The sequence below is a fragment of the Polynucleobacter antarcticus genome (assembly GCF_013307245.1).
GTDB lineage: Bacteria > Pseudomonadota > Gammaproteobacteria > Burkholderiales > Burkholderiaceae > Polynucleobacter > Polynucleobacter antarcticus.
This window is the reverse complement of the sequence record NZ_CP028941.1, coordinates 2,099,725-2,126,131: the sequence shown is the minus strand read 5'-3', so window position 1 is coordinate 2,126,131 and position 26,407 is coordinate 2,099,725. Positions and strand designations below refer to the sequence as shown.

Sequence of the window (26,407 nt, the reverse complement as noted above, 5' to 3'; positions counted from 1 at the left end):
TATTAATCTTAATACTTAGCCTATTTCAGACGATTAATCCTGAGTTCTCAAATGGTTAGATAGTTAGACTTCCACAATTTTTGGGTCAGTCAAACACCCCTCATCTGCGCATGTCATTTAAAGCGATATTTAGGTAAGGTATATTTCACATATATTCAATTTTTTGAAAACATAAGGACCTATGAAAAAACTACTGAGTATGCTCATTGCGACATCTCTTGGCTTTGCTCCTTTGGCAAATGCTTGTACTAGCTTCCTTCTATCTGGCAACGATGGTGGTTTGTCTATGGCCGCACGATGGAGTTTGGTCTTCCACTAAAGTCCCAATTAACTCTAGTGCCCAGAAGCTTGAAGATGTCAGGAGTCGGAGTGGATGGAAAGCCAGGTACCGGCAAGAATTGGACTACAAAATACGCTGTGGCTGGTTTGAATGTGCTTGGGTTGCCATTCTTAGTTGATGGTATGAATGAAAAAGGTCTAGTAGGCGGCCTATTAAATGCTCCTAATACAGCAGACTTTCAGGTCGTAGCTCCCGGCGATTCTGGAAATAGTATTGCTTCAGCGCAAATGCTGATCTATGCCTTAACTAACTTTGCTACTGTTGATGAAGTGAAGACTGGCTTCAGGGCTATTAAGGTTAATCGCTCCACTATTCCTCAATATCACAATATAGCCGCTCCTCTTCATATGACATTACATGATGCGGGGGGTAAAAGTATTGCAATTGAATACATTAAAGGCCAGTTAGTCATCACTGACAATCCAACGCATGTGATGACCAATGATCCTGCCTTTTCATTTCATTTAGCCAATATTGGTAACTATGCAAACCTCACTCCAGTAGAAAAAGATCCATTAGTTATCAATGGTGCTTCATATATTCCGCCAAGTTCAGGAAGTGGTTTACATGGATTGCCTGGTGACTACTTAAGCCCAAGCCGCTTTATTAGGGCTCTCTTTCTTTCAAAATCTGCCCCTAAAAACTTATCTTCAGAACAACAAACTAATACAGCATGGCATATTTTAGGAAGCTTTGACATCCCGCCCGGGGCGATTCAGCTACCTGCCACAAACTCCTATGGTGGTGGTGTTGGTGGAGTGGAGATCACTGAGTGGTCAGTTGTTAGTGATATTAAGAATATGAAATACTTTATAAAAATGTTTGGCAATACCAATGTTCAAGAATTTGACTTAAAAAGAATGGACATGAATTCCAAAGACATTAAGTACATTAGTCTTGATGCTCCACAGACTTATATTAAGTTGAACTAAAGTCAGACATCCTCGGGCCCTGGTCGATTCTGCCCTGGGCCACCAAGAACTTTAAATAGCCTACTTGTTGGGCTATTTTCTTTTGGCCTGGCTTTTTTCTCTTCTGACGGACATAGAATGAAAAAATACTCAATTAAACTATTTATATGTATATAAAAATAAGTAGTCAAGTTCCAAACATTCTGATTGCTTGGCTCTTCTTCAGCTCAACCTGGTCATTTGGAAGTTCCAATATGAATAGCATACCTGATTTAACAACCGCTACTCTCAATTCGATATGCAGTGAGGTAGCAAGTGGAAAGACAGAGGGATTTAATCAAGGACTTTGTATTGGGATTATTTTAGGCGTTGAAGATAATGCTCATTATGATAAAAAAATCTGCATACCGAAAACTGTCAATGTGCAAGAACGAGCTAAAGTAGTGAGTGACTATGTTGCAACTCAGCCAGATCGCATGAAGGAGGCTTTTGCTTCCCTGGCTTTCGATGCAATGATAAAAAAGTGGCCCTGCAAGAATTAAACAGTTTTAGTTCGTCTTAAATAATGTCAGCATGAATGACTGCGTGGTTCAAGCTTCTGCGCTCAGGCTCTAGACGACTAATGCTAGGGCTGTTAGCCTCGCTCCCTGCAATGCCATGTACGTCTGTATTGACTCCCCTTTTCGCCATAATGGGCTCGGCCAGTAACTTCATTAAAAATATGTGAGGAGGTCATTTCAGCACTAGCTTCTACTTTTAGCTTAGGTTAAAAATGAGGAGATTACTTTTTAAAATGGCATAGAATTGCTAGGGGTGATGTTAGCTATTATGTTGATGGCTAATTTCTGTCTTTTATAAACATTACTAAAAAATTGAGCACCATTAGCTTATCAAGAATTTAGTCCGCATTTTTCAAAATTACATTTTGTAATTGAATTTATTATGCCGAAAAGGAAAATATGAATAGTATCAAAAAACTTTTAAATACGTCCAAATACTTAGCTGTTGTAATGCTACTAGTCAATGCCCCTGCAGTAATGTCAGCTACTTACGAAGACGGAAAGGTAGTCTATGAGGACATCAATGCTAGCGTGATCGCCATCGCTGAATCACCAAAGACAATTCTAGGTCAAAACTTTTCCTATCCTGTTGGTGAGCCGTTAATTAAAGCTTATGAGATTGAAATTCCCGTAGGTAGGCAAACAAGCTTACATAAACATTCAGTTCCTCTTTTTGCATATGTAATATCTGGAGTCCTTGAAGTTGATTATGGAAGCAAGGGCAAGCGCACTATTAAGGCTGGAACATCTTTTATTGAGGCTATTAATTGGTGCCATTTAGGTAAGGCCGTTGGCACTCAGCCAGTAAAATTAATTGGTGTGTATCTTGGGCAAAAGAGCCCCGACCAAATCAAGCCCGATGAATGTGCGAAGCCAGACTAACCAAGCTATGTCTTATGCACCTATAGTTGGTACATGTTTTACATAGGGCTCTTCCACTAAGGCCCAGCGGATAAATGGTTTCCCGCAAACTGTTTATCCGTGCATCAAGACGTTGGATCCTGCTTTAGGTGCTAGTGTTTTTGTGATGTTCTTTGTAAACCTATAGACTAAATAGAAGGTAATTAGGACGTTTTGTAACCACTGTATCGTTGGCTACGCTACTTGTTCTAGTTAGCTGTGCTGGATCTTCCGCACCATCTACCATTGGCATTAACTGCTCTCCAAATGTTTCTTGGCAAGATAAAAATCCTGCCTGTACTGGCGGCGGTTAGTAACTTGGCATCTATTTGATACTATTTAGGGCGCCAGAAACTCGAGGGATGGACAAAAATTACCGCCATACCTTAGTCAAAATCTTGAGTTTACTATTCTCAAATTTGAGATGCGACTAGGTCCGCATCTATCTGTGCATCCTCTGATCTAAATAAGAATGTTAGTGAGCTGATTCTGAAACAAAGAGGTGCCATTTGAATTAGTGAATTAATGGCAATTTTTGGAAAAAATAGGGCAGAGTTAGGGAGGCTCATCATGTTTTTTATGGGAGAAGTTGGCGTACCTCTTGCCATTAAAGAATCAGCCTTGGCAGATGTTCTTTCGCAACCATACTGGGCTGCTAAGAACCAAACAATCTTTATTAAGCAATGTAAAGCAACTTATTTTTATTTCCCTCATGCTGGAGCGGGAAAGTTCTAGTGTAATAATGTTTAATGTGAATTTATATTTGAATAGAAAAGCATTTAAGCCACTTGAAGTTTTTTAAAAACCCGCACTTTCTCGAAGGTGTTAAGTCCATGCGCGAGCCCGCACTAGCAATACTAGCGTGGTCTATTGTGACGAATATTGCCTTAATCAGTGCTGGATTAAATTCATTGGAAACCTTTTCCTTTAACATCTTGGTTTATGCTGGATCTGCACAATTAGCAGTCATGCCACTAATTAATGGAGATTTTCCCTACTGGACTATATGGCTCACAGCCTTCATTGTGAATTCACGATTTTTGATATTTAGCGCTGCCATTCAACCCCACTTTAAGCGGTATTCATTTTTTCAAAAAACTATCATTGGATACTTGAATACAGATATGACTTTTGCGAATTTTCTACAAAAGTTTCCTTCAGCTAGCTCAGATAAAAAATCAACCTACGAGCTTTTTTATTTCTTAGGTTTAGCAATAAGCAACTGGAGTATTTGGATTGTGGGGGTAGTGCTTGCTATCTCTTTTGGCGCTTACATACCCAGCTCTTGGGGTATTGGCTTTGCCGGTACCTTGGCATTAATTGCGCTTATTGTTCCCACCATTAAAAATAAAACTGCGCTTGTATCTGCAGTGGCAGCCGCTATTACCTGTATGCTCACAGTGAATTTCCCTTATCGCCTAACTATTATTTTTTCAGTAGTTTCCGGAGTGCTAGCCGCTATGCTGATGGATAAAATTCAGAAGAAGAGATATACATGAGTACAGTCGAGTTATGGATTTCTTTTTTTGGTTTGATGTTAGTAACGCTCATAACGCGTGGCTTCTTTTTGTTGGCAGGGTCAAAATTTCATATATCAGAATCCGTTCATGAATTCTTGCGCTACGCCCCTACTGCAGCATTGATAGCCATTGTTCTTCCAGAGCTTATTTTTATGAAGCAGACTACTTCCCAGGTATTTGAGCTCAACCTATATTCACCCCAGTTTTTTGGTGGAATTGCGGCAGTAATGGGATTCTTGCTTACAAAAAGTATGTTGGCAACCATATTTTTTGGTCATGCTTGCTTTTACTCTGGCGAGGATTTTCATCAATTATTGATGTAGTTCCTCAAGTTTATTTGATGAGAAAGTAGTCTAATGAAAATACACACACTCATAAGAGCAGCACTATTGGTATGTGCCCTATTTCTTGTTGGCTGCGCATCTACAAATTATGGAGATGATCGCTTTGAGCTTCAAAGAGCGACTCAAGGTAAAGATGTAATGTGGATCCCCACTCAGGTGGAGATGGCACATCAAATGTTCGTCATGACAAAGCTGAGCTCAAAAGATCTTCTCTATGATCTGGGATCAGGAGACGGTGTCATTCCAATTGAGGCTGCTAAAAAATACAGAGCTCATGCTATGGGTATTGAATATAACCCTGATTTGGTAGCCCTTTCACAACGCAACGCAGTGCGTGAAAATGTTCAAGCTCTCGTTACTTTTAAACAGGGCGATATTTTTATTGAAGACTTTTCGCAAGCGACGGTCTTAACACTTTATCTTGGTGAAAATCTGAACATTAAACTGATGCCCAAGATCCTCAAGATGAGGCCTGGTACACGAGTGGTTTCTAATACTTTTCCAATTGAATCATGGATACCCGATCAAGAGCGTCAAATATCGACTGGGGAGATGATGTATTACTGGGTAGTTCCAGCAGCTATCGACGGCAATTGGATGGTGACAGGCTTACCCAGTGGCGAAGGTACAAGATTAAACATAGTACAAAAGAAGCAATTTTTTGATGGCAACATTGAAGTTACTGACAAACGCCCCATCTATTTTGAAGAAGGCAAAATTAACGGTATAGATTTGACCTATGAGTTCACGTACTTAAATACAAAATATGTATTCACAGGGCAAGTTCATGGCTCAGAAATACGTGGTCTATTAAATAATGATCCTGCCCTTAAAGTACTCGCTCGTCGCGCACCTGAATGAGGTTAAGGGTAGTTTTTTTAAATCATTCCTAATAGCCAGTCTTGAAACACTTTAACTTTTTCTAGATTGCATTCACTAGATCGGCAATAAATAAAATGCGTCTCTTGTTCAATTGGGATAAATTCCTCCGCACCAATCTCTACGAGCTCGCCCTTGATTAATGCACGCTCCGCAAGACGTGTGCTCTCTAATGCAACACCTAGACCATCCACGGCAGCTGCAATGACTAAGGCGGCACGGTCAAATGAGGATCGGGGTTTGTTCGGCAGCTCCATACTATTTAAAGTGAACCAGCTTGGCCACATGACGCGACTTAGTTGTGAGTCAATCAAGGGAAGGTCTATAAGCGCAACACGAGCTGAAAGTCTTTTAGTGAGCAAAGTAGGCGAGCAGAGCGGCGCAATTCGTTCTAAGCCTAATGAGATCACGCTTATTCCAGGCCTTTTGGGGGGCATCCCATACGCAATGGCAATATCCAGTTCCTTTGCCTGATTGAGGTCTGCAGGTTCAGAGCCCGATGTCATACGAATAGTAATGTTGGGGTACGTCTTAAAAAAGTCAGGAAGGCGCGGCCCTAGCCAATTCACTGCTAGGCTTGGGGGGCAATATAGCGCCAGCACTTGAGATGTGGATGCTGAGCTCACCTCACTACACGCATCCTGAATCACATCAAAGACCCGTGAAAGACTCTCTAACAGACGTTTACCTTCTAAGTTTGGTTCCACACCTCGGTTGCGTCGAATAAAAAGCGCTCGCCCAAAATAGCCTTCCAACTCTTTTATTTGGTGGCTAATGGCAGATTGCGTAAGGCTCAATTCATGGGCGGCTAAGGTAAAGCTTTCTAATCTAGCCGCTGCTTCAAAAGCTCTTAAAAGTACAAAGTTGGGTATTCGGCGCACGCAAGCTTCCTTTTAATTTCATGTTTAATAGTTATACATGAATAAAATTCATGTGTATATGAATAGTCTTTGCTTGCCCCAAAGCATCAAAAAAGCCATGATATAAAAAATACTAGCTTTAAAACAAAGGGATAAATCATGAATACCGTTGCTGAAATTGGCCTTAAAAAAGGATTAGGGCAAAAGCCTAAGGCATCTATTTACGATCCAGATGAGGCGCACTTAATTTACCCACAGATTCCAGAATTTACGAGCATGGCACAAGAGCGACAACACCGTAAGGAGCGTCTGGTTGCTGCATGTCGCGCTTTTGCTCTCGAGGACTTTGACTATGGTTTTGCAGGGCACCTGACAGTTCGTGACCCAGAGCATCCCCATTTATATTGGACCAATCCAATGGCAGTGCACTTTAAGCAAGTTAAGATGTCAAATTTAATTTTGGCCGATCACAAAGGCAACATCGTAGAAGGAAAGCATGCCATTAACCGGGCAGGTTTTATTCTGCATGCGGCTGTTCATGAAATGTATCCTGATGTGTTGGCTATGTGTCATGCACATACCGTTTATGGCACCGCTTTTGCCTCACTAGGTCAAGAGTTACAACCCATCACGCAAGATACAGCGGCATTCTTTGAAGACCATGTTGTGATTCGGGAAGAGGCAGGACAGGTTGCAGTAGAGGTAAAAGCAGGTCATAAAGTAGCAAGTGCTTTTAAAGGCGTCAAGGCAGCCATTCATCAAAATCATGGATTATTTACTGCGAGCCGCCATAGCATTGAGGCAGCTGCTTTTTGGTTCATCGCATTGGAGCGCTGCTGCAAACAACAGATGGCTGTGCAGGCTAGTGGCTTAAAGCCCATCTTATTGTCTCCAGAGGTAGCACGTTATAGTCGTGAAAATGTTGGAAGCGAATATGTTGGTTGGTTACATTTTCAGCCAATTTGGGGTTTACTCAAAGAGACGCAGCCTGATATGTTTGATTAGGAAAATGGTGCACTCACACCTTTAAGAGGTGAGTTGAAATAGTGGGCTTTATCGATGACTAAGGTTTTGTTAATACAATCCATTAAACAAAATCAATAAGGCTAAAGTGAACAAAGAGAGTAAGGGAATGCTAATAGGGTTTATTGGCATTCTCATTTTTAGCTTGACCTTGCCAGTTAGTAAGATTGCAGTATTAAGCTTTGATCCTTACTTCATCGCATTTGGTAGGGCCACACTGGCTGGTCTAGTCGCTTTAGCGTACCTAGCTTATAAAAAAGAAGCGCTGCCTAAAAGGATTGATTTTGCTAAGTTTGTAGTGATTTCATTAGGCGTTGTTTTTGGTTTTCCTATTTTTACTACGGTTGCTATGACAGAAGGCTCTTCTTCTCATGGCGCGGTTATTTTGGGCATGATGCCATTAGCAACCACGGTGATTGGAGTCATGCGCTTTAAGGAGCGACCTTCTCTTGGATTTTGGTTGGTTTCTTTATTGGGCGCTGGGCTAGTCATGTCGTATGCGCTACTCAAAAATTCAGGAAGCTTTACGCATGTTGACCTCCTCTTAGTGCTTGGTGGCTTATGTGCTTGTATTGGTTATGTCGAAGGGGGTGAACTATCTCGAAAAATCAATCCACGTGCAGTGATTTCTTGGGCGCTTGTGATTTCATTGCCGATCAATATAGCGATGACGATATACACCGGTAACCCACTGTATATAGATGCTGGAATGGTAGCTTGGACTAGCTTTATTTATTTAAGTATATTTCCGATGTTTTTAGGGTTTTTCTTTTGGTACGAGGGGCTCGCAATTGGTGGCATTGCCCGCGTCAGTCAGGTCCAACTCATTCAGCCCTTTTGTACCTTGCTTGCCGCTAGCATATTATTGGGTGACTCTTTGACCTTGATGAATGTAGTATTTGCTGTGCTGGTAGTTTCTACCGTCATTTTAGGAAAAAAGATGTTGGTAAAAAGACTGTAGTTCAATATCAATAGTAAATATTGGAGATGAGATTGTATAAAGTGATTGCCTTTGATGCTTATGGAACGTTGTTTGATGTGTATTCGATGGGGCAGCTTGCTGAGGAGTTATTTCCGAATCAAGGCGAGCAATTTGCAAACCTCTGGCGAGATCGTCAAATTGAATATACGCGCTTAGTGACCATGAGTGATCCCAATCCACTGGGCAGCAAACATTACCTGCCATTTTGGGAGATTACTATTCGTGCCTTACATTATGTTTGTAAACGTATGCATTTAGTCCTGACTCCAGAGTATGAAAAGCGTCTTATGGATCAATACGCAAAGCTTAGCGCTTTTGGAGATAGCCTGACAGTATTAAAGGCACTTAAAGAGCGCGCAATCTCTACGGCCATCCTTTCTAATGGCAGTCGCGATATGCTGAGCACGGTCGTGCAAAGTAATGGCTTACAGCCCTACCTAGATAAAGTAGTAACAGTCGAGGAGGTGAAGCTGTTTAAAACTGCACCGCAGAGCTATCAATTGTTGCTAGATGCTTTTTCAGTTTCTAAGAATGAAATTTTATTTGTATCAAGTAATGCATGGGATGTAGTTGGAGCCTCTTGGTTTGGGCTAGATGTTTTCTGGGTGAATCGACAAGGTCTTCCTTTTGAAGAAATCGGAAACCGACCAACATTTGAGGGTAATTCACTCAATCAAGTGTTAGGAGTGATCTAATTACATATGAAATTGAGCGCACTATGACAAATTACAGCCAGCTCCCTAAAGATCTTCCGGTTCCCCAAGATGATGGCGCGACCGACCATCTTAAGGGTATGAAGATCCCCCTTATCTCCTTGCAGTCAACCAATGGATCGATGGTCAATTTAGGGGCAATGAAGGGTAAGGTAGTTATTTATTGTTACCCCATGACTGGTCAACCTAATATAGCTTTACCAGAGGGGTGGGATCAAATCCCAGGTGCTAGAGGCTGTACTCCACAAAGCTGTTCATTTAGAGATCATTATCAAGAGCTACAGAGACTAGGTGCAGAGGTTGTTGGCTTGAGCGTTCAAACCAGTGCATATCAACAAGAGATGGCTGAACGTTTACATCTGCCATTTCCGGTCTTGAGCGATATAGATTATCAATTTCAGAAGGCGCTGAATTTGCCTACTTTTGTTGCAGCAGGAATGACTTTGTTAAAGCGCGTTACGTTAATAGCGGATGACAGCATTATTAAGGCTGTTCATTACCCTATTTTCCCCAGTGACAGCGACCCGATGTGGGTAATGAATTACTTAAAGGGCTTATGAGTTAAAGTAGCTATCAGATTTATAAACATCATTATTGATAAGGAATACTATGTCTCATCACGATAAATTAGTTGCTGCTTTTGAAACCTATCAAGCAGAAAATGAAAAGTTTCAAGGTAAGGGCGTAAAAGCTTCAGCTGCCAGAGCGCGTAAAGCACTTCAAGAAATTGCTGGATCTTGTAAAGAGCGCCGTAAAGAAATTACTGCCGAGAAAGAAGGGCTTGAAGGCAAACCAAAAGGTGCCGGCATGTCTCAAGATGCTGCCCGTCATGCTCACATCAGAAAGTAAGGATCGCCTCTAAAGGTCGACGTTTTCTAGGGCGGCGCTCTCTAGGTGTCGGGTGTCGCCCCATTGTTCGATGGTCCAACCGTCATGATTGTGAACAATCCAGTTTAAAGAAGCATTGGGAACAGAAGCAATACGTTGAGTACGTAAATCTTGTTTACTTGCAATGCGATACATCATATCTAAGGTGCCACCATGGCTCACCACCAAAATGGTTTTTCCACGATGTCGTTCTTCCATCTCATTCAACACACCCTGAACACGATGCGCCAGCTGCGCAATGCTTTCTCCGCCATCAAGTTCATGATCAAGCTGCCTAGCAATATGTGCTTGCCATAGCTCAGGCTTGGCTAGCGGAGTCTCCTCAATGACGAGCCCTTGAAGCGCGCCAAAATGACGCTCTCGCAAAGCTGGTGTGACATTTGGTTTAATGCCAAAGACATGAACGATAGCATTAGCGGTATCTGCTGCTCGCTTGAGATCACTTGTATACAGTGCATCAAATTTATAAGGGGTATTTTTAAGTGCCAGCGCCATGTGACGAGCTTGCAACTCGCCACGCATATTGAGTGGCGTATCGGTATGTCCCTGAATGCGCTTCTCAGTGTTCCAAGTAGTTTCGCCGTGACGAATGAGGCAAAGGCGCGTTGTAATCATGTAGTGATGATAAAGACATTGCGAGTTCAGTATCAAGGTCTGGAGCTAATAAGTAAAAAATAGATACAGGGTTTACAACATAAAAAAAGCCCCGATATATTTCGGGGCTTGAGCATTATGCTGTGGCGATGATCGGCGATGATCCGCGCTTAGTAAGCGCTCGCTGAATTTTGGCTTTTTCTTTTGGTTTGGTACTAGATTCGAGTAATTTATTTAACTGAGCATCATTAAGCGGGCCTAATCTTGCTTTGCCTGTTTTTGTGAGCATGGAGTCGTTTTTTCTATTTCTTTGATTTTGGCCAGCAGCCATATAATTTCCTAGAGTGTCGGAATGATGAATCTATGAGCTTGCTCATTAGATTCCCCTGTCTAGGGCGCGGAATAGTGATCATAAATCAGAATAACAGTTAACTAGCCTAAGCGCTATGATATGAGCATCATGAGATATCTCACATTCCCTATATCCCCTGCATCCTATAGATCCTTCATCCCCTTCTTAATCCTATGCCTATTGAGCTTGTCTAGCTGTGCTGCTGTTTATACAGATGCCTCAGATGCCAACAAAGTAACTTTTCTTAATAGTGATGGTGCATCGCTAGAATCTTTGACCCAAAAGGCTAATGCCTACTGTGCACAATATGGGAAGCTAGCTGCTTTTAGAAAGAATGACACAGCACTTATTGCCGTCTTCGATTGCAATTGGCCATCTACTCCAGCCCGCTGATTTAGCTCGCTAAATCAGATTGATAAATTAAGCCGGCATGCTCTCTCAGGGCATGGAACTGAATGGATTCCCACCGTTGTTGAGCAACATCTAACTCGGATTTATGGGAAGCTAAAAATACGGACGCCCCCACAACATCTTCTGCCATACGGTGGATATTTTCTTGAATAAATTTCTTTAAGGCAATGGGGTCATCTGAGCTCACCCAGCGCGCTAGGTTGTAACGCGCAGGTAGCAGACGTACCTCAGCACCATATTCAGTTTGGAGTCGATGACTGACCACTTCAAACTGCAGTTGACCAAATGCACCGAGCAACATCGTTCCGCCCATCATCGGACGAAATACCTGAATTGCCCCTTCTTCACCAAGTTGCATAAGTCCTGTACGTAACTGTTTGGAGCGCAGGGGATCAGCAGACTCCACCATGCGGAATATTTCTGGGGCGAAAAATGGTAGCCCGGTAAATTGTAGATGCTCACCCTCAGTGAGCGTATCACCAAGCCTCAAAACCCCATGGTTAGGCAATCCAATGATGTCGCCAGGAAATGCCTCATCCAAAATGTCACGGCGTTGTGAAAGGAAGGACAGGGCATTGTTGGTGCGGATCTCTTTACCATTGCGGCAGATCTTGAGCTTCATGCCGCGCTGAAAGTGCCCAGAACAAATACGCAAGAAGGCAACCCGATCTCGATGTGCTGGATCCATATTTGCCTGAATCTTAAAGACCATCGCTGAAAATTTATCTTCGGCAGGGCTGATCTCACGTTGTAAGGATTTGCGTGGTCCAGGTGATGGCGCTAATTCTACTAAGGTATTGAGAATTTCTCTTACGCCAAAATTATTGATGGCAGAGCCAAAGAAGACAGGTGATTGGCGGCCGGCTAAAAATGCTTCAAGGTTGAAAGCAGGCATGGCATTTTTAATGAGATCTACTTCTGTCAGTGCATTTTCTAAGTCGCTACCTAGGCGTGCTTTCAGTGCAGGATCATGGATATCAACAATCGCATGAGAATTTTCTGTCACGCGATCTTCACCCGCTTTAAACATACGCATTTGTGAGTGGGCAATATCAATCACGCCCGCAAAGGATTTACCCATGCCTACGGGCCATGTGAAGGGGACTACTTCAATACCTAAAGCCGATTCAATCTCATCCATGAGCTCCATCGGTGGCTTAACTTCACGATCCATCTTATTGATGAACGTCACAATGGGCGTATTTCTAGCGCGACATACCTCCAATAGTCTGAGGGTTTGTGACTCCACGCCATTGGCAGCATCAATCACCATTAATGCCGAGTCAACAGCAGTGAGTACCCGATAGGTATCTTCCGAAAAGTCTTGATGGCCTGGGGTATCTAGTAAATTGATGATGCAATCGCGATATTCCATCTGCATCACCGAACTGGCTACAGAAATTCCCCGCTGTTTCTCAATCTCCATCCAGTCTGAGGTCGCATGCCTACTGGCTTTACGAGCCTTGACGCTTCCAGCAATTTGAATCGCCCCAGCGTAAAGCAGCAGTTTTTCAGTCAGCGTTGTCTTGCCAGCATCTGGGTGAGAAATGATGGCAAAGCTGCGACGCCTTAAAACTTCTGCGCCAGGGGTGTTGGATGAGATGGTTTCGATGGTAATTCTGCAGTTAATCCTAGAGTCAGGATTATAAGCGGGTGCTGCTATTCAGAATTGCTCTTCCGGCCTTACAAAGCGCCACTTACCAACAGGTAGGGCGCCTAAGGAGAGACGCCCCATACGGACTCGTTTCAAGCCCAATACTTTGAGGCCCACCATTTCACACATACGACGAATTTGGCGTTTGCGACCCTCGCGTAATACAAAGCGCAACTGGTCTTCGTTTTGCCAGCTCACTTGGGCGGGCTTTAAAGTCACCCCATCGAGCTCAAGACCATGCTTGAGGCGATCTAGATCAGCAAAGGAAAGGGCTCCCTCAACGCGCACTAAGTACTCTTTTTCGATCGGACTATTTTCACCAATCAAGAGCTTGGCAATACGGCCATCTTGCGTCAAGACCAACATGCCAGTGGAATCAATATCTAGGCGGCCAGCAGGTGCTAGTCCGCGGGTATTAAAGCGCGGGTTTCGTCCTTTATCTAGCGGGCTGGCAAAGTAGTTATCTGGGGTAATCAAAGAGGCAGCGGGCTGATACTCTTGCTCATCATCAAAATGGGAGATAAATCCTACAGGTTTGTTGAGGATGACGGTAATCCGTGAAGCCTGCTGGACTTTTGCACCGGACTGTAACTCAATCTTTTGATGACGAAATGCACGTGAACCGAGTTCATTCACAATCTCACCATCCACGGTTACGAGGCCTTGCTCAATATACGAGTCGGCCTCACGGCGCGAACAAAGACCCAATTCAGATAGCAGCTTAGATACGCGAATTTTTTCTTCCATTAGGAGATTATCAGGCAATTGTCTCAGTGAGGAAGGACTTTAGTTGATGCAAAATTTAATAAAAGCCTGCCTCATTGGGCGGACGATTTTTAAAGCGCTTATGAACCCAATAATATTCTGCTGGCCTTAAGCGCACTTCTGCTTCAAAAATTTGATTGAGTCTTGCAGTATCTGTTTCAGGGTTATCTGTAGGGAAGTGTTCGAGGGGCTTGCTAATTTTACAAATATAGCCTGAGCCATCTTCTTTAAGGGTAGTAATCATCATGCACACTTGTGCCCCAGTAATGCTGGCAAGTCGAGATACGGCTGTAATCGTATTCGTTTGAATACCAAAGAAGGGAACAAAAGTAGAATCTTTTAGTCCTAAATCAATATCTGGGGCAATGATAATGAAGCTCCCCTGGCGGATTTCTCGAATCAGTGCAATGGTGTTTCCTTGGCGATCAATCGAGTTTCCGCCAAAACGATTGCGCCATTCAACAATTTTTTTGTTAAAGAAAGGATCCTTCATTCTTTGAAAGAACCCAGAGGTACGTGGCCAACCCTGTTCTTTAGAAAGCGCGCTCAAAATAATACTACCCTCGATACCTACAAAATGCATGTTCACCAAAATGCGCGCTTGTCTATCATTCAAATCTACTTCAGATTGCACTTCAATCATGTTGGCTAGCTGCTCCTTGCTGCCGAACCAAATAATACTTTTTTCAACCAAGCTTCGGCCGAGCAGTCGCCAATGTTGCTTGCGGAGTTGATCTCGATCATGCGAATTTAAATCAGGAAAGCAGCGTTGTAGATTCGTTTTGACAACCTCATTACGTTCACTTGAGATCATCGCGGCTAAGCTACCTAAGCCATGGCCAATATTGGTCAGAAGCCCATAAGGAAGTGCAGCTAGCAATCGAAGGAGAAGGACTCCAAGGTGGTTTGAAAAATTTTTAAGCAAATGAACGTTTAATGCGCTTCGTAGCGAGACAGAGATTGAGCATAGCGAATATGCATTTCATCAGGAGAGCTAATCGACATACCTAAATCATTGACTAATCCAGTCTCTAGGCGATAGGTCCAACCATGAACAGTCAGGTCTTGTCCTCTAGACCAGGCATCTTGAACGATGGTAGTTTCACAAACATTGACCACTTGTTCGATCACATTGAGTTCACACAGGCGATCTTGGCGTTTTGGACTCGGAATGGCATCACCTAAGTACCGCCCATGTTTTTGATGGACATCTTTAACATGTCGCAGCCAGTTGTCTGCAAGTCCAATGCGTTTATCAGTCAGCGCTGCATGCACTCCAGAGCATCCGTAGTGACCTACTACTAGAATATGCTTGACCTTTAATAAATCAATGGCAAATTGAATGACTGACAAGCAATTGAGGTCAGTATGTACAACGACATTGGCCACATTACGGTGAACAAAGAGCTCCCCCGGCAGTAAATTGACAATATCGTTTGCAGGAACGCGGCTATCAGAGCAGCCAATCCAAAGATACTCTGGGGCCTGTTGTGAGACAAGACGCTTAAAAAAATCAGCATCTTTTGCAATCATGTCAGCAGCCCACTCACGATTATTGGTAAAAAGTTGTTCTAAAGCCTGAGAGTTCTTCATAATCATGGTTTGAGTTTAAATTACTTTAATGATGCCTAGCTGGTTAAAACAAACTCCTACTGGAATTGCATTGGTGCTGTACTGTCAGCCTGGAGCCAAGCAAACTAAAGTTGCTGGTCTGCATGATGGGCAGTTAAAGATTTCTCTACAAGCCCCTGCGATCGAAAACCAGGCCAACGAAATGCTCTTATCTTGGCTTTCCAAGCAATTGAAGGTGCCACAAAAGCAAATTCAGTTTTTATCTGGTCAAAATAGTCGCAATAAAAGGGTCGAAGTATGGGGTTCGATCACACCAGAACAGATTGCTCAGATTTTGAGTCCTTAAGCCTTACCAAAAAATGGCCCATAAAATTCCCAAGATAAGCACCCACTTGCCAAGATAGTAAATACTACGATTGCTGGCTTTAAGTTTTTTTGCTTGTGCTCTAAGGTGGTAGAAGTACTTAAAAAGCACATTAACAAGGCCCACCTTTTCTCCCTCCACATTTTGAGAAGAGGCGGCGCTCATGACATAGCGCCCAAACCAGCGATTCAATAGCGCAATAGGCTTGGTGTAGACCGGGCGCTCAATATCGCAGAATAAGACAATGCGCTGATGATCAGTTTCGTTGGCAGCATAGTGAATATAGGTTTCATCGAACATCACAGGCTCACCGTCTTTCCAATGGTAGCGCTCACCATCGACATCAATGAAGCATTTGGGATCATTGGGGGTCACTAAACCTATGTGATAGCGCAATGAACCGGCATAGGGGTCGCGATGGCGTACTAAGGTAGCGCCGGGCGGCAATGAGGCAAACATGGCTGCCTTAACAGAAGGAATGGATTTAAGCAGAGCAACTGTTTTCGGGCAGCTTGCTTGGGCTGAAGGCATTTCCTTGCCATACCAATAGAGATGAAAACGTTTCCACCCAGTTCTAAAGAAAGAGTTGAAGCCGATATCGTTATAGCCGGTTGCGGCCGCAATCGAGCCCTCTGCATTTAAGGCAAGCGCTTCGTCTCGAATTAGCTCCCAATTGTCCTGAAGGACTTGCAGATCTGGGAAATCTTTTACGGGAATAAACGCCCCTGGCTTTACTTTAGAAAATAGGTACAGAAGGCTATTAATTGGCGCGAGAAGCACTTGATAGTCAGTTAGGGAGCGCACTACACCAAAACGCACTTTCCCCCTGAAATAGACGTAAATAGCCGAAGTAACAAAGAGTAAAAAAATGAGGTGGCGTAATGGCATAAATTGACCGTTTGGCGTTAACGTAACCATTTTAGTTGGGTTGAAGAGCCTATACCTATCTATTTTGTAGAATTATGCCCATATACTGAATGATAATTTATTAAGGAAAATTCGCATGAATGGCTTCATAAAATGGCTCTTAAGCCTTGTATTGATTGGCTTAGTAGGGATGGCAGCCTATACCTTCATCATGTTGAATTGGAGTTATGGCAGTGGTGATCGAGCTGGATATGTACAGAAATTCTCTCACCGAGGATATATATGCAAGACCTGGGAAGGAGAGCTTGCTATGGTTTCAATGCCTGGAACGATGTCAGAAAAATTCCTCTTTACGGTGCGTGATGATGCCGTAGCACAAAAAATAAATGCTAATCTTGGTAAAAAAGTAGCATTAAAATATGACCAGCACATTGGATTACCTTCCACATGCTTTGGTGACACAGAGTATTTTGTATCAGATATTATCGTTTTAGAAGAGTAACGGGCTTCAATTGATAAAATTGCTGTATTGCAACTTTATTTTTGTAATTTTTTGTGGTTAAAATCATGTTAGCGCAATGTGCGCCGACATCAATATATATAAGGAGCTTCACTTGAACAAAGCAGAACTAATCGCAGCGATTGCTGACGACGCTGAGATCTCAAAAGCCAAAGCTGAATTTGCATTAAATTCTGCTATTGAGACAATCATTAAAGCTGTTACTAAAGGCGACTCAGTACAACTGATCGGTTTCGGTACTTTTTCTTCTGGTAAGCGCGCAGCGCGTATGGGCCGCAATCCAAAAACTGGTGAGCCACTCAAAATTGCTGCAGCTAAAACTGTTAAGTTTTCTGCTGGTAAGGCATTTAAAGATTCAGTTAACAAGCGTAAGAAGTAATTTTTATTCTGTTAACAAAAAAGCCGGCTAGCCGGGCTTTTTGTTTGCTCATCCATCCAGCAAGCAAGTGAGCTATCTCTTTTAGCTTTGCACTAAGCGCCGATGACGATGAATGCTCATCAAGATGCCAGCACCAAACCCCAAAGTTACTAGCGCAGTGCCGCCATAACTAATAAATGGGAGGGGAACCCCCACAACCGGTAGTAGGCCGCTAACCATGCCAATATTAACAAAGGCATAGGTAAAGAAAATGAGAGTGACAGAACCGCCTAGAAGGCGGGTGAATAGATTGGGCGCACTTGCAGATATTGCTAAACCTCTTTTAATGAGTGCAAAGAAAAGCCCCAATAATATTAAGTTTCCTAGCAGGCCAAATTCTTCAGAGAAAACTGCAAACACAAAGTCAGTATGCTTTTCTGGAATAAATTCTAAATGTGATTGTGTCCCCTGAAACCAGCCTTTACCAAAAAATCCACCCGACCCAATCGCAATCATCGATTGAATCGTATGAAAGCCTTTCCCAAGAGGGTCGCTACTAGGATCCAGTAAAGTGCAAACACGATGTTTTTGATATGCATGAATCAAGGGCCAGGTCACATCGTTGGCACAAATTGTATTACCGAAAATAATAATTAAGATAATTCCAAAAGTGCCAATAGCAATAAATGGCAGAATCCACTTCCACGGCAAGCCGGCAAGAATAATGACATACATGCCAGCCGCAAATACTAATAGCGCAGTGCCTAAGTCTGGCTGACGCGCAATCAGAAATACAGGAATGCCAAGAATGATTGCTGCCACTCCATAATCCCAGGCTTTTTGAACGCCTTCACGTTTATGAAAATACCAAGCCAACATGAGGGGCGTAGCAATTTTCATCAACTCCGAAGGCTGAATCACAATCCCCAAATTAATCCAACGCCGCGCCCCTTTTTTAATTAAACCAAATATGGCTACGGCCACGAGTAATGTAATTCCTATTACGTAAATCCAAACCGCTGCTGTTTCTAGCCACTTCGGTGGAATGCGAGAAACAATCCACATCACCATGAAAGACAGCATGAGATTGCGTAATTCATCTTGAAAGTGAACAGGGGTATTTTGACTGGCAGATAAAAAAGTAAAAAAGCCGATCGCTGCAAGTGCAAGCAGAATAAGGCCTAGCTGGCGATCAAAGCCACTGAAAATACTGAATAAGAATTGTTTGGTTTTACTTATGGCGCTCTTTTCCATTCAGGAATCTCCTTAGGCCATTTACCTTCAAGATAAAAATCCAATGCCTTACGTGCAATCGGTGCAGCGTATTGCGCACCAAACCCAGCGTTTTCTACAATCAGTGCAATTGTAATGGTAGGTTTATCTGCTGGTGCGAATGCAATGTACAAAGCATGGTCACGTAAAAATTCTGCTGTAGAGCCGTGGTTATATTCTTTTGCATTTAAATTGAATACCTGCGCCGTGCCTGTTTTTCCACCAACCTTATAACCGGCCCCTCTAAAGACGGACGCAGATGTACCGGAGTTATTGACCTCCACCATGGCCTTTTTGATCACCTCAATATTCTCTGGGTTGAGATCAATGCGATAACTTTCTTTTGGTGTGGTGAGGGTACGATTTTTAGTAAATGGATCTTCAATCGCCTTAACTAGATGCGGTTTCATGACAATGCCGTTATTCACCATATTGGCCATACCATGCGCTAACTGCAAAATAGTAAAGGTGTTGTATCCCTGGCCAATCCCCAATGAAATCGTTTCACCTTCATACCATTTTTGCTGTTCGGGTTTCTTGAAGGCTATTTTCTTCCATTCAGTGGAGGGTAATATTCCCTTAGATTCACCACGTAAATCGATACCAGTAATTTGACCAAAGCCAAACGGTTTCATGAAGTCATGCATCATGTTCACGCCCATATCGCGCGCGAGAAGATAGTAGTAAGTATCACAAGAGTCGACAATAGATTTTTCCATATCCACCATGCCATGCCCACCTTTTTTATCATCGCGGAAGGTGTGGTTACCAAATACAAAGTAACCAGGGTCTGCTATAGATTGTGTAGCGGTACGCTTTTTAGTTTCTAAGGCAGCCAGTGCCATAAATGGTTTATAGGTCGATGCGGGTGGATAGATTCCTTTAAGTGGCCGGTTGTACAGCGGCTTTTGTGGTGAGTCATTTAACTCTTTCCAAGTAATAGCATCAATCCCTTCAACAAAATCATTAGGATTGAAGTTAGGTTTAGAGACAAATGCCAAGATATCACCAGTAGCCGGTTCGATGGCAACAAATGCACCCCGAAAGTTTCCATAGAGTTGTTCCACTAAATACTGTAATTTAATATCGATAGACAGTACGACATTTTTTCCGGGCACTGAAGGTGAGCTCGACAATGTCCGCACTGGTTTCCCGCCTGCAGTAATTTCTACTTGGTCATATCCGGGCGTACCACGTAACACCTCTTCATAGCTTTGCTCAATACCAATTTTTCCTACATACTGAATTCCAGGCAAGAAGGAAGTTTGTAAAGCGCTTGGATCATCAGCCTTGGCATTTTCTATTTCAGCCTGCATGCGTTCTTTATCTGCCTTAGAAACACGGCCGATATAGCCAATTAAATGAGAGGCCAATTCGTTATAAGGGTATTCGCGAAAGTTACGGGCGCGGATCTCGACGCCAGGGAAGCGGTAGCGATTCGCCATAAAGCGGGCTGTTTCTGCCTCAGTGAGCATCGAACGGAGTGGAAATGTCCCCATTTTTCGGGAATCTTCCAGCGAACGCTTGAAATTACGACGATCCTTTGGGGAAATCATCACAATTTGAGAGAGTTCATCGATGAGGGTGTCTACATTGCCTTGAATCTCTTCGGCATTGATGTCCAGGGTAAGTGCGGAATAGTTTCGGCCAATCACAATGCCATTGCGGTCTATGAGAAGGCCACGATTTGCTGGGGCAGGAACTAAAGCAATCCGATTATTTTCAGCCTGCAGCGCATATTTATTGTGGCTGATGAGTTGAAGCCACACTAAGCGTGTCACCAATATTAAAAAACAAAACGTAACAAACAGGGTCGCAATGTGAATGCGCCCTTGAAAGGAATCCAAATTGGGTTTTTTAAAAGAAACCATGCTGCCGATTAAATAGGACGGTTATGGTCAACGTCGATGGGACGACGTTGGGGTGAGAGCAAGATGCGTGTTACCAAGGGCCACAACATTGCTTCTAGTAGGGCTTGTATCGAACCAGACAGTGCCCACCAATACACCTCACCACTAAGTAGCCAGTGTGCCAATACTGGAAATAAGGAGACTAAAAGAAAGATAGGGATCAGGTGCAAGGCTTGCGTCAAAATGGCTAAGGCAACAATGCGCCTGTGCCAAGAAATCGCAAGATAGGCGACCAGTGAATAGCTAAAGGCATGTATTCCTAGCAGATCGGCATTATGTACATCCATCAATAAGCCAAGAATGAAGGCTGTAATGACACCCACATATTTGTGCTGGTGAATATTCCAAAACACAATGCAAATGATGAGCCAGTCTGGTACCCAGCTGTAATTACCAATCGGTAAAAGATTTAATAGAAGCGCACAAAACAGACTGAAATAAACAAAGGCTGGATTGACTGGCCGAAGAATGTATCCACTCTGAAAGTCAATCATTGCATGCCTCGAGTGCGCGTTTGACGTCTACCAGGAGTATTGGTAAGTGGTGCCGCAGGGTAGCCAGTGGAGGCTTTAGCATCCCACTGTGGATCATAAAGTAGCGCTAATGCTTGGCGATAGCGGTTGACCGGTGTGACCGGCTCACAAAATACATTCGATGAGTTTTTATCTGCATTGCGTTCAATGCGGCTGATCACGGCGACTGCAAACCCTGGCGGGTACACACCATCAATACCAGAGGTAATCAGGATGTCACCAACTTCAAGGTCACTCGCTACAGGAAGATAACGGAGCTCTAAAGGGTTACCACGCCCAGCCCCAAATACAGAAGCTCTTAAGCCATTGCGGGCAACCTGAACTGGAACTGCAAAATCACGATCTTCCAGTAGAGAAACTTCAGCAGAGTTGCTATACAGACGTACTACTTGACCTAAGATACCAGCGTCGTTTGCAATAGGGTTACCTTGCTTCAGGCCATCCGTGCTACCACGGTTGATCACGATTCTTTGTGACATTGGATTGGTGGGGTTGAATAAGATTTCAACAGGTAGCGTTTTGAATGGGAGCTGTTTTTGCAGATCCATTAATTGACGTAAGTTTTGGTTTTCAACCACTAGAAATTCAGATTGGTTGGCAAGTAAAGACAACTCAGCTTGCCTGATTTTCATGGTTTGATTTTCACGATCGAGCGTTCCACGGGTAGTGAAATAGTCTGAAGTAGCCTCGTACATATTACGTGGCATGACCATCACATATTCGAGCGGACGCAATATCCAGTTAAGGCTATCCCGAATTGGGTCCAGTGCTTTAAAACGAAAATCTATCAGCATCAATGTGATGCTGATAGACAGGCAGACAATCAGCTTAACTAAGGCGGGAACACCTTGCCTGAAAAGGGGGGGAGCGCTATGTTGCAATGCCCTAATCGATATGAGTGTCGATTACTCTTGCGAGAACACTCCGCCTAACTTGTCCATGCGCTCTAGTGCAATGCCGCAACCACGAGCGACGCAAGTGAGGGGATCTTCCGCGATATGAATGGGTAGACCTGTTTCTTCAAGTAGCAAACGATCGAGGTCACGCAATAATGCACCACCACCCGTAAGCATCATGCCGCGTTCGGCGATATCAGATGCAAGCTCAGGGGGTATTTGCTCCAGCGCAGCTTTTACTGCAGTCACGATTTGATTTAATGGATCGGTTAGTGCCTCTAGAACTTCGTTACTAGTGACAGTAAAGCTACGTGGAATACCTTCAGAAAGATTACGCCCTTTGACTTCCATCTCACGTACTTCTGCTCCAGGAAAGGCAGAGCCAATTGTTTTCTTAATCAGCTCAGCAGTTTGTTCGCCAATTAGCATGCCGTAATTACGACGAATGTAGTTTGTAATGGCTTCATCAAACTTATCGCCACCAACACGCACAGAGCCCTTGTACACCATGCCACCTAAGGACATCACGCCAACTTCTGTAGTGCCACCACCAATATCGACAACCATAGAACCCGCAGCTTCAGAAACAGGCAAGCCTGAACCAATCGCAGCAGCCATCGGCTCTTCAATTAAAAATACTTGTGATGCGCCTGCGCCTAAGGCGGATTCACGAATAGCGCGGCGCTCTACTTGAGTTGAGCCACAAGGAACGCAAATAATAATTCGCGGGCTTGGCTTTAAGAGTTTGCTTTCATGGACCAATTTGATAAATTGTTTGAGCATTTGCTCGGTAATGGTGAAGTCGGCAATTACGCCGTCTTTCATGGGGCGAATGGCCTCAATATTTCCAGGAACACGCCCCAACATGGCCTTTGCTTCTTTACCAACGGCTAAAATAGTTTTTTTACCATTTGGACCGCCTTCAGTTCGGATGGCTACAACGGAGGGTTCATCAAGCACAATACCCCGTTCACGCATGTAAATGAGGGTATTGGCGGTGCCTAGGTCGATGGCTAGGTCATTAGAAAAGTAGCTGCGAAAAAAACCAAACATGATGTAGTGGGAGAATAAGTAAGTGTTAAAAAATATATATAGGAATGATACTCTAGCGCCCCATGAAACTGAATGATGTCCAGCGCATTGCGCACCTTTCCAGTCTTGAGTTAAGCCAGGCAGAAGCCGAGGCAGTTTTACCTCAATTGCAGGCCGTTTTCTCCTTGGTAGAGGAGATGCAGGCGGTTGATACTACTGGCCTAGAGCCTTTGGCGCACCCTATTCTCTTTTTGCGGGAATTAGCGCAACCTTTGCGTGCAGACCAAGTGACTGAAACCGATCACCGTACTGAAAACATGTTGTCAGCCCCCGCTACACATGAGGGTTATTTTTTAGTACCCAAGGTGATCGAATGAGTTGGCACCATACTACTGTTGCACTTATGGCAAAGGCCTTGGCCGCTAAAGAGGTTTCCAGCACCGAGCTTACGCAATATTTTTTAGGTCGAATTGAAGCTGGTAAGCATTGGAATGCCTATCTAGATGTAAGTGCTCACTTAAGTTTAGAGCAAGCTTCTATTGCAGATAATATATTGGCTTCTGGTAAAGCAGGCCCATTGACAGGCGTTCCTATTGCTCACAAGGATGTCTTTGTAACCCGTGGCTGGAAGTCAACGGCGGGCTCAAAAATGCTAGAGGGATACTTGAGCCCCTTTGATGCAAGCGTTGTAGAAAACCTTGGCATACCTAGCGAAATAAATCCTCGTGGTGCCGGTATGGTCTGCCTAGGCAAGACCAATATGGATGAGTTTGCGATGGGTTCTTCCAATGAAAACTCAGCTTATGGACCAGTTCTCAATCCTTGGAATTCTGCCTATGTTGCGGGTGGCTCATCAGGGGGATCGGCAGCTGCCGTTGCTGCTGGCTTAGCTCCGATAGCAACCGGTACCGATACAGGTGGATCCATTCGTCAACCAGCCGCCTTTTGTAGTTTGACGGGCATTAAACCAAGCTATGGGCGCGTATCCCGCTACGGCATGATTGCCTACGCCTCCTCACTGGATCAAGCGGGCCCAATGGGTAAAACTGCTGAAGATTGCGCTTTGCTACTCACTGCCATGTCTTCTCATGATCCGCGTGATTCGACTTCTTTGGCTGATTCTGGCGAAGACTATGGCCGTTACTTAAATCAGAACTGGGAAGCAAGCAATACAAACCCTGCAAAACCACTCGAGGGATTGAGAATCGGATTGCCGAAAGAATTTTTTGCAGAAGGCTTGGCACAAGATGTTGCAAACGCAGTGAATGCCGCAGCAAAAGTGATGCAAGACTTAGGCGCCCAATTGGTGGAGGTGAGTTTACCCAAAACAAAGTTGTCTATTCCGGTGTATTACGTTTTGGCACCTGCGGAGGCATCGAGCAATTTGAGCCGTTTTGATGGCGTACGTTATGGCCATCGGGCAAAAGAATACAGCGACCTATCGGATATGTATAAGAAGTCGCGTACCGAAGGTTTTGGAGCAGAGGTAAAGCGACGTATTTTGATTGGAACCTACGTCTTATGTCATGGTTACTACGATGCTTACTATCTACAGGCACAAAAAATCCGTCGCATTATTGCGGCTGATTTTCAGGCGGCTTTTGATAAGTGTGATGTGATCTTAGGGCCTGTAGCCCCAGATGTGGCTTGGCGTTTAGGGGAAAAATCAAAAGATCCACTGCAGATGTATCTCGAAGATATTTACACCCTTTCTACTAACTTAGCTGGGCTACCAGCCATGAGTGCCCCTTGCGGCTTTAATAAAAATAATTTGCCCATTGGTATGCAGTTAATTGGTAACTATTTTTCAGAAGCGCGTTTATTGCAAGTAGCGCATCAATATCAGCAAGCCAGTGATTGGCATATGCGTCAAGCAAGCGAGGTGGCATGATGCAATGGGAGATAGTGATTGGTCTAGAGACCCACACGCAATTACAAACCCAATCGAAGATTTTTAGTGGTGCAAGCACGCGCTTTGGCGCAGCCCCTAACACTCAGGCTTGTGCAGTAGATTTAGCGCTACCTGGCGTACTGCCTGTTCTTAATCGTGAGGCAGTAGAACACGCTATTCGTTTTGGCTTAGCAGTCAATGCAAAGATTGCATCAGCAAGTATTTTTGCGCGTAAAAACTATTTTTATCCTGACCTACCTAAGGGTTATCAAATCAGTCAGATGGAGCTCCCAGTGGTGATCGGGGGACAGGTAGAAATTCTGATGGGCGATGAGGTCAAGTTTGTGGAGCTGACCCGCGCCCACATGGAAGAGGATGCAGGAAAGTCAGTTCACGAAGAAGGTTTCTTAGGCCCCCATGGCGAAGCATCTAGTGGCATTGATTTAAATCGTGCCGGTACACCTTTATTAGAAATTGTGACTGAGCCTGTCATGCGAAGCGCTGCTGAAGCGGTAGCTTATGCCAAGGCATTGCATAGCCTGGTGGTGTGGTTAGGTGTGTGCGATGGCAATATGCAAGAGGGTTCTTTCCGCTGTGATGCAAACGTGTCTGTTCGCCCTATGGGTCAAGCAGCATTTGGTACCCGTTGCGAAATTAAGAACTTAAATTCATTTCGCTTCTTAGAAGAGGCGATCCAATATGAAGTGCGCCGACAGATTGAGCTGATTGAAGACGGCGGTACGGTAGTACAAGAAACGCGTCTATATGATCCTGATCGACAGGAGACACGCAGTATGCGCAGCAAAGAAGATGCGAATGATTACCGGTATTTTCCGGACCCTGATTTGTTGCCAGTCGTGATTGACGATGCTTGGATTGCAGCAGTGCGCAGTGATATGCCTACGCTTCCAGCCCAACTGCGTGCGCAGTGGCAAAGTGAATTTGGCTTAAGCGCCTATGATGCCCAGTTACTCACGCAAGACCGCGATACAGCAAAAATCTTTGAGCAATTGCTAGTGCTAGTCGGCAAACCATTGGCAAAAGCTGCCGCTAATTTAATTGCGGGAGAGTTTGCCTCTTCTTTAAATCGTGCCGGTATTGTCAGTGCAAATGCACCTTTAAAGGCAGAGCATTTAGCGCCTTTATTGACACGGGTTGCAGATGGTACGATCTCCAATAAGATTGCTAAAGATATTTTTGCCATCCTGTGGGAAGACGCTCTCGCAGAGAAAGCCATCAGCACTGTTGATCAAGTGATTGATGCGCAGGGTTTGAAGCAAATTAGCGATAGTGGGGCGCTTGCAGTGATTATTGATCAGGTCTTAGCGGCGAATCAAAAGTCAGTGGAGGAGTTTCGTGCTGGCAAAGAAAAAGCATTTAATGCTTTGGTGGGGCAAATTATGAAAGCGTCACAAGGCAAAGCCAATCCAGGTCAAGTCAATGAATTGCTGCGTAAAAAACTCGGCTAATTTAGACTAAAAATCATCCATAGAGAG

At 43.9% G+C, this 26,407-nt stretch carries 33 protein-coding genes; 19 read left to right on the top strand and 14 right to left on the bottom strand.

Annotated elements, in window-relative coordinates:
- The first annotated feature begins 181 nt into the window (after window positions 1-181).
- The 3 genes from DCO16_RS11000 (at window position 182) to DCO16_RS10990 (ending at window position 1,793) form a co-directional block, all read left to right on the top strand.
- Window positions 182-319 (top strand): hypothetical protein, encoded by a 138-nt coding sequence (locus DCO16_RS11000; RefSeq protein ID WP_173943681.1) that lies wholly within the window; start codon window positions 182-184, stop codon window positions 317-319.
- Window positions 298-1,272, top strand: coding sequence for a linear amide C-N hydrolase (locus DCO16_RS10995; protein WP_173943680.1), 975 nt, complete (start codon window positions 298-300; stop codon window positions 1,270-1,272). Before DCO16_RS11000 ends, DCO16_RS10995 begins: the two co-directional genes overlap by 22 nt.
- 233 nt (window positions 1,273-1,505) lie before the next feature.
- On the top strand, window positions 1,506-1,793 hold the full coding sequence (locus DCO16_RS10990) for a Rap1a/Tai family immunity protein (RefSeq protein WP_173943679.1): 288 nt from the start codon (window positions 1,506-1,508) through the stop codon (window positions 1,791-1,793).
- Window positions 1,794-1,809: 16 nt separating this feature from the next.
- Here the strand turns inward: DCO16_RS10990 and DCO16_RS11345 are convergent, their stop codons facing one another.
- Window positions 1,810-1,941 (bottom strand): hypothetical protein, encoded by a 132-nt coding sequence (locus DCO16_RS11345; RefSeq protein WP_302480371.1) that lies wholly within the window; start codon window positions 1,939-1,941, stop codon window positions 1,810-1,812.
- Between the two features lie 269 nt (window positions 1,942-2,210).
- On the opposite strand from DCO16_RS11345, the gene DCO16_RS10985 reads away from it, so the two are divergent.
- From DCO16_RS10985 to DCO16_RS10965, 5 genes are all read left to right on the top strand, one after another.
- On the top strand, window positions 2,211-2,693 hold the full coding sequence (locus DCO16_RS10985; protein WP_173943678.1) for a cupin domain-containing protein: 483 nt from the start codon (window positions 2,211-2,213) through the stop codon (window positions 2,691-2,693).
- A 543-nt stretch (window positions 2,694-3,236) separates the two neighbouring features.
- The gene (locus tag DCO16_RS10980) at window positions 3,237-3,446 is read left to right on the top strand and encodes a hypothetical protein (RefSeq protein ID WP_173943677.1); all 210 of its coding nucleotides are present in this window, start codon (window positions 3,237-3,239) and stop codon (window positions 3,444-3,446) included.
- Between the two features lie 98 nt (window positions 3,447-3,544).
- On the top strand, window positions 3,545-4,210 hold the full coding sequence (locus DCO16_RS10975) for an AzlC family ABC transporter permease (RefSeq protein WP_173943676.1): 666 nt from the start codon (window positions 3,545-3,547) through the stop codon (window positions 4,208-4,210).
- Window positions 4,207-4,554: an AzlD domain-containing protein gene (locus DCO16_RS10970; protein WP_173943675.1), complete on the top strand. Its 348-nt coding sequence runs from the start codon at window positions 4,207-4,209 to the stop codon at window positions 4,552-4,554. Before DCO16_RS10975 ends, DCO16_RS10970 begins: the two co-directional genes overlap by 4 nt.
- A 33-nt stretch (window positions 4,555-4,587) precedes the next feature.
- Entirely contained in the window at window positions 4,588-5,436 is an 849-nt protein-coding gene (locus DCO16_RS10965; RefSeq protein ID WP_173943674.1) for a methyltransferase domain-containing protein, read from the top strand.
- 17 nt (window positions 5,437-5,453) lie between these two features.
- On the opposite strand, the gene DCO16_RS10960 is transcribed toward DCO16_RS10965, so the two are convergent.
- Window positions 5,454-6,335 (bottom strand): LysR substrate-binding domain-containing protein, encoded by an 882-nt coding sequence (locus DCO16_RS10960; RefSeq protein WP_173943673.1) that lies wholly within the window; start codon window positions 6,333-6,335, stop codon window positions 5,454-5,456.
- A gap of 138 nt (window positions 6,336-6,473) precedes the next feature.
- Here DCO16_RS10960 and DCO16_RS10955 point away from each other — a divergent pair, with 138 nt between their 5' ends.
- The 5 genes from DCO16_RS10955 to DCO16_RS10935 all read left to right on the top strand — a co-directional run bounded on the left by DCO16_RS10955 (window position 6,474) and on the right by DCO16_RS10935 (window position 9,881).
- Window positions 6,474-7,319: a class II aldolase/adducin family protein gene (locus tag DCO16_RS10955; protein ID WP_173943672.1), complete on the top strand. Its 846-nt coding sequence runs from the start codon at window positions 6,474-6,476 to the stop codon at window positions 7,317-7,319.
- A 127-nt stretch (window positions 7,320-7,446) separates the two neighbouring features.
- Window positions 7,447-8,298 (top strand): DMT family transporter, encoded by an 852-nt coding sequence (locus tag DCO16_RS10950; RefSeq protein ID WP_173943671.1) that lies wholly within the window; start codon window positions 7,447-7,449, stop codon window positions 8,296-8,298.
- A 26-nt stretch (window positions 8,299-8,324) separates the two neighbouring features.
- The gene (locus tag DCO16_RS10945) at window positions 8,325-9,014 is read left to right on the top strand and encodes a haloacid dehalogenase type II (RefSeq protein WP_367652071.1); all 690 of its coding nucleotides are present in this window, start codon (window positions 8,325-8,327) and stop codon (window positions 9,012-9,014) included.
- Between the two features lie 23 nt (window positions 9,015-9,037).
- A complete protein-coding gene (locus DCO16_RS10940; RefSeq protein ID WP_173943670.1) occupies window positions 9,038-9,592 on the top strand; it encodes a peroxiredoxin in 555 nt (184 codons plus the stop codon).
- A gap of 49 nt (window positions 9,593-9,641) precedes the next feature.
- Entirely contained in the window at window positions 9,642-9,881 is a 240-nt protein-coding gene (locus DCO16_RS10935; RefSeq protein WP_173943669.1) for an Hc1-related histone H1-like protein, read from the top strand.
- A gap of 9 nt (window positions 9,882-9,890) precedes the next feature.
- Here the strand turns inward: DCO16_RS10935 and DCO16_RS10930 are convergent, their stop codons facing one another.
- The 6 genes from DCO16_RS10930 to can all read right to left on the bottom strand — a co-directional run bounded on the left by DCO16_RS10930 (window position 9,891) and on the right by can (window position 15,295).
- Window positions 9,891-10,535 (bottom strand): histidine phosphatase family protein, encoded by a 645-nt coding sequence (locus DCO16_RS10930; RefSeq protein ID WP_173943668.1) that lies wholly within the window; start codon window positions 10,533-10,535, stop codon window positions 9,891-9,893.
- 115 nt (window positions 10,536-10,650) lie between these two features.
- Complete coding sequence (locus tag DCO16_RS10925; RefSeq protein WP_173943667.1) at window positions 10,651-10,845, bottom strand: hypothetical protein; 195 nt, start codon at window positions 10,843-10,845, stop codon at window positions 10,651-10,653.
- Window positions 10,846-11,260: 415 nt separating this feature from the next.
- The gene (locus DCO16_RS10920) at window positions 11,261-12,829 is read right to left on the bottom strand and encodes a peptide chain release factor 3 (protein WP_254598141.1); all 1,569 of its coding nucleotides are present in this window, start codon (window positions 12,827-12,829) and stop codon (window positions 11,261-11,263) included.
- A gap of 111 nt (window positions 12,830-12,940) precedes the next feature.
- The gene (locus tag DCO16_RS10915) at window positions 12,941-13,678 is read right to left on the bottom strand and encodes a pseudouridine synthase (protein WP_173943666.1); all 738 of its coding nucleotides are present in this window, start codon (window positions 13,676-13,678) and stop codon (window positions 12,941-12,943) included.
- Window positions 13,679-13,733: 55 nt separating this feature from the next.
- Entirely contained in the window at window positions 13,734-14,621 is an 888-nt protein-coding gene (locus DCO16_RS10910; protein WP_173943665.1) for an LpxL/LpxP family acyltransferase, read from the bottom strand.
- Between the two features lie 8 nt (window positions 14,622-14,629).
- Window positions 14,630-15,295, bottom strand: coding sequence for a carbonate dehydratase (can, locus tag DCO16_RS10905; RefSeq protein ID WP_173943664.1), 666 nt, complete (start codon window positions 15,293-15,295; stop codon window positions 14,630-14,632).
- Between the two features lie 22 nt (window positions 15,296-15,317).
- On the opposite strand from can, the gene DCO16_RS10900 reads away from it, so the two are divergent.
- Window positions 15,318-15,614 carry a DUF167 domain-containing protein gene (locus tag DCO16_RS10900; RefSeq protein ID WP_217426668.1) on the top strand — a complete coding sequence of 99 codons (297 nt, stop codon included), beginning with the start codon at window positions 15,318-15,320 and terminating at the stop codon, window positions 15,612-15,614.
- 3 nt (window positions 15,615-15,617) lie between these two features.
- Here the strand turns inward: DCO16_RS10900 and DCO16_RS10895 are convergent, their stop codons facing one another.
- Entirely contained in the window at window positions 15,618-16,550 is a 933-nt protein-coding gene (locus DCO16_RS10895; RefSeq protein ID WP_254598050.1) for an aspartyl/asparaginyl beta-hydroxylase domain-containing protein, read from the bottom strand.
- A gap of 85 nt (window positions 16,551-16,635) precedes the next feature.
- On the opposite strand from DCO16_RS10895, the gene DCO16_RS10890 reads away from it, so the two are divergent.
- Together DCO16_RS10890 and DCO16_RS10885 are read left to right on the top strand one after the other, a co-directional pair.
- A complete protein-coding gene (locus DCO16_RS10890) occupies window positions 16,636-17,001 on the top strand; it encodes a DUF8785 domain-containing protein (protein ID WP_173943663.1) in 366 nt (121 codons plus the stop codon).
- A 112-nt stretch (window positions 17,002-17,113) separates the two neighbouring features.
- Window positions 17,114-17,398, top strand: a complete 285-nt coding sequence (locus DCO16_RS10885; RefSeq protein ID WP_173943662.1) for an HU family DNA-binding protein — start codon at window positions 17,114-17,116, stop codon at window positions 17,396-17,398.
- An 81-nt stretch (window positions 17,399-17,479) separates the two neighbouring features.
- Here DCO16_RS10885 and rodA read toward each other — a convergent pair whose 3' ends face one another.
- From rodA to DCO16_RS10860, 5 genes are read right to left on the bottom strand one after another with little or no spacing between them, the layout of a single operon-like run.
- Window positions 17,480-18,631, bottom strand: a complete 1,152-nt coding sequence (gene rodA / locus DCO16_RS10880; protein WP_173943661.1) for a rod shape-determining protein RodA — start codon at window positions 18,629-18,631, stop codon at window positions 17,480-17,482.
- Window positions 18,613-20,520: a penicillin-binding protein 2 gene (gene mrdA, locus DCO16_RS10875; RefSeq protein WP_173943660.1), complete on the bottom strand. Its 1,908-nt coding sequence runs from the start codon at window positions 20,518-20,520 to the stop codon at window positions 18,613-18,615. Before mrdA ends, rodA begins: the two co-directional genes overlap by 19 nt.
- An 8-nt stretch (window positions 20,521-20,528) precedes the next feature.
- Window positions 20,529-21,053, bottom strand: a complete 525-nt coding sequence (mreD, locus tag DCO16_RS10870) for a rod shape-determining protein MreD (protein ID WP_173943659.1) — start codon at window positions 21,051-21,053, stop codon at window positions 20,529-20,531.
- Window positions 21,050-21,973 (bottom strand): rod shape-determining protein MreC, encoded by a 924-nt coding sequence (mreC, locus tag DCO16_RS10865; RefSeq protein ID WP_173943658.1) that lies wholly within the window; start codon window positions 21,971-21,973, stop codon window positions 21,050-21,052. Before mreC ends, mreD begins: the two co-directional genes overlap by 4 nt.
- Before the next feature lie 24 nt (window positions 21,974-21,997).
- Entirely contained in the window at window positions 21,998-23,041 is a 1,044-nt protein-coding gene (locus DCO16_RS10860) for a rod shape-determining protein (protein ID WP_173943657.1), read from the bottom strand.
- 62 nt (window positions 23,042-23,103) lie between these two features.
- Here DCO16_RS10860 and gatC point away from each other — a divergent pair, with 62 nt between their 5' ends.
- Genes gatC through gatB form a run of 3 tightly spaced genes read left to right on the top strand, consistent with a single transcriptional unit; the run spans window position 23,104 to window position 26,380 of the window.
- Window positions 23,104-23,397: an Asp-tRNA(Asn)/Glu-tRNA(Gln) amidotransferase subunit GatC gene (gatC, locus tag DCO16_RS10855; RefSeq protein WP_173943656.1), complete on the top strand. Its 294-nt coding sequence runs from the start codon at window positions 23,104-23,106 to the stop codon at window positions 23,395-23,397.
- Window positions 23,394-24,911, top strand: a complete 1,518-nt coding sequence (gene gatA, locus DCO16_RS10850; protein ID WP_173943655.1) for an Asp-tRNA(Asn)/Glu-tRNA(Gln) amidotransferase subunit GatA — start codon at window positions 23,394-23,396, stop codon at window positions 24,909-24,911. The genes gatC and gatA overlap by 4 nt, the downstream gene beginning before the upstream one ends.
- Window positions 24,911-26,380, top strand: a complete 1,470-nt coding sequence (gene gatB / locus DCO16_RS10845; RefSeq protein ID WP_173943881.1) for an Asp-tRNA(Asn)/Glu-tRNA(Gln) amidotransferase subunit GatB — start codon at window positions 24,911-24,913, stop codon at window positions 26,378-26,380. Before gatA ends, gatB begins: the two co-directional genes overlap by 1 nt.
- Window positions 26,381-26,407 lie beyond the last annotated feature (27 nt).